We start from the raw sequence: 6,792 nt of genomic DNA, 5'->3' as shown, positions 1-6,792 counted from the left end.
ATTAACAAACTCCATATTTTGTAAATTTTAATAGTTATACACAAAAATAACAGCAGTGGATAAATAGAATCACAGCCTGTTGATAATTATCCACAAGTTACACACAGTCAGTGGATAACTCATACAGTACTATGAATTATGCACAGGACTTTTGTATATAATTTAATAAATCAAACCCTTTATGTATCAACAATTACATGACTTATCCACACAATTATACTTTTTAACATAGACCTCTGTCAAATGGGTGTGCATATGTTGTTAAATCGTAGGAGAAGTTGTGAATAGTGTGAAAATTATCCACAAAATCGAACGTTCTATATGTGTATAAGTGGATAACTTTGAAGAATAAATAGTATACCAAAAAAAGAAACATTTGTGGGTCTTGGGAAATAATTTATAAAACTGTATGAAAAATGTATAAAGAGGAATGTTATTATTTGGAAAAGTTCTAAATGTTGTGGCAGAGGCGTTTAAAGCAGTTCTTAATATAAATCTTTCATTATAATGATGATTTTTGATGATTTTGAAGGTATAATTAATTTAATCTATATTACTAAGATCTCTTAAATTGGTGCTTGCTTTATAAAATATATTTTGTTATATTGAAATAGTTGCTTGAATCAAGACTAGAAATTAATTAAGTTAAATCAAGACTTAAAGCAGAAGCGTATATTAATTTATCTATTATAATAGTTAGATAACCGAATAAACATGGAGGTGTTTTTACATGGTAAAACGTACTTATCAACCAAATAAACGTAAACATAGTAAAGTTCATGGTTTCAGAAAACGCATGAGCACAAAAAATGGCCGTAAAGTGTTGGCGCGCCGTCGTCGTAAAGGCCGTAAAGTTTTATCAGCATAAGATCACTGACTCATCAGTGGTCTTTTTTTTGGTTTTAATGAGGGAAAATGACTTAAGCATAGTAGTAGTTTTTACTATATAATAGTAGCTTAGTTAGAGTTTAAGGCATATATTAAGATAGAATATATGTAATGAAGAAGATAAGCGAGTGATGTTTGTTGGAGAAAGCATACCGAATCAAAAAGAATAGTGATTTCCAATTTATTTATAAAAAAGGAAAATCAGTAGCTAATAGACAATTTGTAGTATATACAAAACCTAACAAAGATTTAAAACATTTTCGTTTAGGCATAAGTGTTTCTAAGAAATTAGGTAACGCTGTTGTAAGAAATCGTATCAAACGAGCGATTCGCGAAAACTTCAAAATCCATAAAGAAGATATTATACCAATTGATATTATTGTTATTGCAAGACATCCTGCTAAAGATATGGATACTTTACAAATACAAGCAAGTTTAGAACATGTTTTGAAAATAGCAAAAGTTTTTAATAAACGTGTGTAAGCAGGGTAGGGGAGTAATGAATTAAGACTACCGTTAGTCTTACATCAGACAAACCTAAGACTAACTCACCTAGTTTTCAATCAAGATGTTCGCTTTTTAATGTTAAACTATTTACAATATTATAATGATAATTTTTAAGTCGAGAAGGAGGCGAGATGTGATGATGGATTTAGATACAATAACGAGTATATCCACACCAATGGGCGAGGGCGCTATAGGTATCGTGCGTTTATCAGGTGTTGATGCAGTAAATATCGTAGACAAATTATATAAGGGTAAAGACAAACTCGAACATGTTAAATCACATACGATAAACTATGGTCATATTATTGATCCTGAATCAAAAGAAGTTATAGAGGAAGTAATGGTTTCTGTATTGCGTGCACCAAAGACATTTACCCGTGAAGATATTGTTGAAATTAACTGTCACGGTGGTATTTTAACAATTAATAGAGTATTGGAATTGACGATGACTTATGGGGCTCGAATTGCAGATCCTGGTGAGTATACGAAACGTGCATTCTTAAATGGGCGTATTGATTTGTCTCAAGCTGAGGCAGTGATGGATTTTATTCGTTCTAAAACCGATCGTGCATCTAAAGTTGCAATGAATCAAATAGAAGGTCGTTTAAGTGATATGATTAAGCGACAGCGACAGTCCATTCTCGAAATTCTTGCTCAAGTCGAAGTAAATATAGATTATCCAGAATATGATGATGTAGAAGACGCAACTACAGAATTCTTACTGGGTAAGTCAAATGAAATTAAAACAGAAATTAACCAACTATTAGACACCGGAACTCAAGGTAAGATTATGAGAGAAGGACTATCTACCGTTATTGTAGGAAAGCCGAATGTTGGGAAATCATCAATGTTAAACAACCTTATCCAGGATAATAAAGCAATTGTAACTGAAGTCGCAGGTACAACACGCGATACGCTTGAAGAATATGTCAATGTTAGAGGTGTACCTTTAAGGTTAGTAGATACTGCTGGTATACGTGAAACTGAAGATATTGTTGAACGTATAGGCGTTGAACGTTCTAGAAAGGCGTTGGGCGAGGCAGATTTAATTTTATTTGTATTAAATTATAACGAATCACTTTCAGAAGAAGACCGTAAACTTTATGAAGTAATTAAAAATGAAGATGCTATCGTCATCATTAATAAGATGGATTTAGAGCGTCAATTAGATATAGATGAAGTTAAAGCAATGGTCGGTGATATGCCACTAATTCAAACATCAATGTTAAAACAAGAAGGTATTGATCAACTAGAAATTCAAATAAGAGATTTATTCTTTGGTGGCGACGTTCAAAGCCAGGACATGACATATGTTTCTAATTCAAGACATATTTCACTGTTAAAACAAGCTAGAAATGCCATTCAAGATGCTATAGATGCTGCAGAAACAGGTATACCGATGGATATGATTCAAATTGATTTGACGAGAACTTGGGAACTTTTAGGCGAAATCATCGGAGAATCAGCAAGTGATGAATTGATTGATCAATTATTTAGTCAATTCTGTTTAGGGAAATAATAAGGAGGAAAAAGTATGGCTCAAGAATATGATGTAGTAGTAATAGGAGCTGGGCATGCTGGTGTCGAAGCGGGACTTGCTTCAGCTCGACGTGGTGCGAAAACGTTAATGTTAACAATTAACTTAGATAATATCGCATTTATGCCATGTAACCCGTCCGTTGGTGGACCGGCAAAAGGTATTGTTGTACGTGAAATAGATGCCTTAGGCGGTCAAATGGCGAAAACAATTGATAAAACGCACATACAAATGCGTATGTTGAACACTGGTAAAGGCCCAGCTGTAAGAGCATTACGTGCACAAGCAGACAAAGTGTTATATCAACAAGAAATGAAAAAAGTGATTGAAGATGAAGATAATCTCGATATCATGCAAGGTATGGTAGACGAATTAATTATTGAAGATGATGTCATTAAAGGCGTGCGTACAAATATTGGTACAGAATACTGGGCAGAGGCAGTAATCATTACAACAGGTACGTTTTTACGTGGAGAAATTATCTTAGGCAATATGAAATATTCAAGTGGCCCTAATCATCAATTACCATCTGTTTCACTTGCTGATAACTTACGAGGTTTAGGTTTTGATGTTGTGAGATTTAAGACAGGTACACCGCCACGTGTAAATGCAAAAACAATAGACTATTCAAAAACTGAAATTCAACCTGGCGATGACGTTGGTAGAGCATTCAGTTTTGAAACTACTGAATATATCTTAGATCAATTACCATGTTGGCTAACATATACAAATGGTGATACGCATCAAGTCATTGACGATAATTTACATCTATCTGCAATGTATTCTGGAATGATTAAAGGTACAGGTCCAAGATATTGTCCTTCAATCGAAGATAAATTTGTAAGATTTAATGATAAACCACGTCATCAGTTATTCTTAGAACCAGAAGGAAGAAATACAAATGAAGTATATGTACAAGGTCTATCTACAAGTCTTCCTGAACATGTACAACGTCAAATGTTAGAAACGATCCCTGGTTTAGAAAAAGCAGATATGATGCGTGCGGGCTATGCTATTGAATATGATGCAATTGTACCTACACAATTATGGCCAACATTAGAAACTAAAAAAATTAAAAATCTTTATACTGCGGGTCAAATTAATGGCACATCAGGTTATGAAGAAGCGGCTGGTCAAGGTATTATGGCTGGAATTAATGCAGCAGCTAGAGTACAAGACAAAGATGAAGTCATCTTAAGTCGTTCTGACGCATATATTGGCGTATTAATCGATGACCTTGTTACTAAAGGTACAAACGAACCTTATCGTTTATTGACTTCACGTGCAGAATATCGCTTATTATTAAGACATGATAATGCAGATTTACGTCTAACTGACTTAGGTTATGAATTAGGAATGATTTCAGAAGAGCGTTATGAACGTTTTAATAAGAAACGAGAAATGATAAAATCAGAACAAGCACGTTTGAATAGTATTCGTATTAAACCGCAAGAACGTGTTCAAGAAATTATCGAAGCACAAGGCGGTTCCCGCTTAAAAGATGGTATATTGGCTTTAGAGTTATTACGTCGTCCAGAAATGACATATGATTTAATTATAGACATTTTAGATGAAGCACATCATCTACCAGAAGATGTGGAAGAACAAGTAGAAATTCAAACAAAATATGAAGGATACATCAACAAGTCTTTACAACAAGTTGAAAAAGTAAAACGCATGGAAGAGAAAAAAATTCCAGAAGACTTAGATTATAGTAAAGTAGAAAGTTTAGCGACTGAAGCACGAGAAAAATTAACAGAAGTTAAGCCGTTAAACATTGCTCAAGCTTCTCGTATTTCTGGCGTAAATCCAGCGGACATCTCAATTTTGCTTGTGTATCTAGAACAAGGTAAAATTCAAAGGGTGAATAATTAAGATGAGTGTAGAATGGTTAACTAAGCAACTCAGTACACATGGTATAGAATTATCTAATGAACAACGACAACAATTTCAAACGTATTATCAAATGCTTGTTGAATGGAATGAAAAAATGAATTTAACAAGTATAACTGAAGAACATGAAGTATATTTGAAACATTTTTATGATTCAATTGCTCCAAGTTTTTATACGGATTTGACTCAGCCATTAACAATTTGTGACATAGGTGCTGGTGCTGGTTTTCCTAGCATTCCTTTAAAGATTATTTTTCCAAATTTGCATGTTACAATTGTAGATTCTTTAAATAAACGTATTCATTTTTTAAACCAATTAGCCGAGGCGTTGGGATTAGAAAATGTAAGTTTCGTACATGATCGTGCCGAAACTTACGGAAAGGGAGCCTACAGGGAGTCTTATGATATTGTTACTGCACGTGCTGTTGCGAGACTTTCCGTATTAAGTGAATTGTGCTTACCTTTAGTTAAAAAGAGTGGACAGTTCATCGCTTTAAAATCATCTAAAGGTGAGGAAGAATTAGCTGAAGCGGGCTTTGGTATTGGAGTATTCGGTGGAAAAGTACAGGATACTATTTCATATGAATTACCAGAAGATGCAGGTGAAAGACAGATGATTATTATCGAAAAAAGAAGTCAGACACCGAAAAAGTATCCTAGAAAACCTGGAACGCCCAATAAGGCTCCATTACTAGAAAAGTAGAAGTTATTCAATACAATTAATTTAGAGGGAGCGCGTGGAATGTATGAAAAAACCTTTTTCTAAATTATTTGGTTTAAAAAATAAAGATGACATTGTTGGTTATATTGAAGAAGATTATAATAATAACGTTGAATCTATTCATATTGAGCGCATTGTGCCAAACCGTTATCAACCAAGACAAGTATTTGAGCCAAATAAGATTAAAGAACTCGCAGAATCAATAGAAGAGCATGGTTTGTTACAACCGATTGTCGTACGTCCAATCGAAGAAGATATGTTTGAAATTATTGCTGGTGAGCGTAGATTCAGAGCTTTACAGACTTTAGGTAAAACTTATGCAGATGTAATCATTAGATTTTTAGATGATGAAGAAACCGCAGTTGTTGCATTGATTGAGAATATTCAACGCGAAAATTTATCAGTGATTGAAGAAGCGGAAGCCTATAAAAAGTTATTGGAAATTGGAGATACGACACAGAGTGATTTAGCAAAAAGTGTAGGAAAAAGTCAAAGTTTCATTGCTAATAAATTACGTTTATTGAAATTAACGCCAAAAGTCATTGAACGTTTACGTGAAGGAAAAATTACTGAACGTCATGCACGTGCTATGTTAAGTTTATCAGAAGAAGATCAAGAGATATTGGTTGAGACGGTAATTAGTCAAAAGTTGAATGTAAAACAAACAGAAGCACGCGTGAAACAAAAAGTTGGTCCTGAAAAAGTGAAGGCTCAAAGATTTGAATTTGCTAAAGATCTAACTGATGCCAGAGAAACAGTTGGGAAAAGCTTAGAAACAATCGAAAAAAGTGGCGTCTATGTTGAACATCAAACTAAAGACCATGATGATTATTATGAAATAAAGATAAAATTATACAAACGCTAAATGTTATAGAAGCTCTTATCTCCTTTGAGATGAGAGTTTTTTTGAATACAAAGGAGAATAGAGCTTCTTAATGCAATAGCAAGCGCTATTGTAATCCGAGAGGAATCTCCTTTGAGATGAGAGCTTTTTTTTGAATACAAAGGAGAATAGAGCTTCTTAATGCAATAGCAAGCGCTATTGTAATCCGAGAGGAATCTCCTTTGAGATGAGAGCTTTTTTTTGAATACAAAGGAGATTAGAGCTTCTTAATACAATAGCAAGCGCTATTGTAATCCGAGAGGAATCTCCTTTGAGATGAGAGTTTTTTGAATACAAAGGAGATTAGAGCTTCTTAATGCAATAGCAAGCGCTATTGTAATCCGAGAGGAATCTCCTTTGAGA

The 6,792-nt window shown here is 33.9% G+C and carries 6 protein-coding genes; all 6 read left to right on the top strand.

The window, feature by feature from the left end; genetic code table 11:
- Positions 1-730: 730 nt before the first annotated feature.
- The 6 genes from rpmH to noc all read left to right on the top strand — a co-directional run bounded on the left by rpmH (position 731) and on the right by noc (position 6,411).
- Positions 731-868 (top strand): 50S ribosomal protein L34, encoded by a 138-nt coding sequence (gene rpmH / locus PYW31_RS13265; RefSeq protein WP_000240855.1) that lies wholly within the window; start codon positions 731-733, stop codon positions 866-868.
- Between the two features lie 158 nt (positions 869-1,026).
- A complete protein-coding gene (gene rnpA / locus PYW31_RS13260) occupies positions 1,027-1,371 on the top strand; it encodes a ribonuclease P protein component (protein ID WP_046837918.1) in 345 nt (114 codons plus the stop codon).
- A 163-nt stretch (positions 1,372-1,534) separates the two neighbouring features.
- The gene (mnmE, locus tag PYW31_RS13255; protein WP_103356892.1) at positions 1,535-2,914 is read left to right on the top strand and encodes a tRNA uridine-5-carboxymethylaminomethyl(34) synthesis GTPase MnmE; all 1,380 of its coding nucleotides are present in this window, start codon (positions 1,535-1,537) and stop codon (positions 2,912-2,914) included.
- 15 nt (positions 2,915-2,929) lie between these two features.
- Positions 2,930-4,807, top strand: a complete 1,878-nt coding sequence (mnmG, locus tag PYW31_RS13250; protein ID WP_046837916.1) for a tRNA uridine-5-carboxymethylaminomethyl(34) synthesis enzyme MnmG — start codon at positions 2,930-2,932, stop codon at positions 4,805-4,807.
- Between the two features lies 1 nt (position 4,808).
- On the top strand, positions 4,809-5,528 hold the full coding sequence (gene rsmG / locus PYW31_RS13245) for a 16S rRNA (guanine(527)-N(7))-methyltransferase RsmG (protein WP_046837915.1): 720 nt from the start codon (positions 4,809-4,811) through the stop codon (positions 5,526-5,528).
- 43 nt (positions 5,529-5,571) lie between these two features.
- Complete coding sequence (noc, locus tag PYW31_RS13240) at positions 5,572-6,411, top strand: nucleoid occlusion protein (protein ID WP_046837914.1); 840 nt, start codon at positions 5,572-5,574, stop codon at positions 6,409-6,411.
- The last annotated feature ends 381 nt before the right edge of the window (positions 6,412-6,792 follow it).

Origin of the sequence: Staphylococcus succinus (assembly GCF_029024945.1) — a bacterium.
Lineage (GTDB): Bacteria > Bacillota > Bacilli > Staphylococcales > Staphylococcaceae > Staphylococcus > Staphylococcus succinus.
Note: the sequence above shows the minus strand (reverse complement) of the source record. Positions and strands in the feature narration are given on the sequence as shown.

Excerpts from the sequence above, each read along its gene's own strand:
- rpmH (WP_000240855.1), top strand. The coding sequence starts at position 731 with ATGGTAAAACGTACTTATCAACCAAATAAACGTAAACATAGTAAAGTT.
- mnmE (WP_103356892.1), top strand. The coding sequence starts at position 1,535 with ATGGATTTAGATACAATAACGAGTATATCCACACCAATGGGCGAGGGC.
- mnmG (WP_046837916.1), top strand. The coding sequence starts at position 2,930 with ATGGCTCAAGAATATGATGTAGTAGTAATAGGAGCTGGGCATGCTGGT.
- rsmG (WP_046837915.1), top strand. The coding sequence starts at position 4,809 with ATGAGTGTAGAATGGTTAACTAAGCAACTCAGTACACATGGTATAGAA.
- noc (WP_046837914.1), top strand. The coding sequence starts at position 5,572 with ATGAAAAAACCTTTTTCTAAATTATTTGGTTTAAAAAATAAAGATGAC.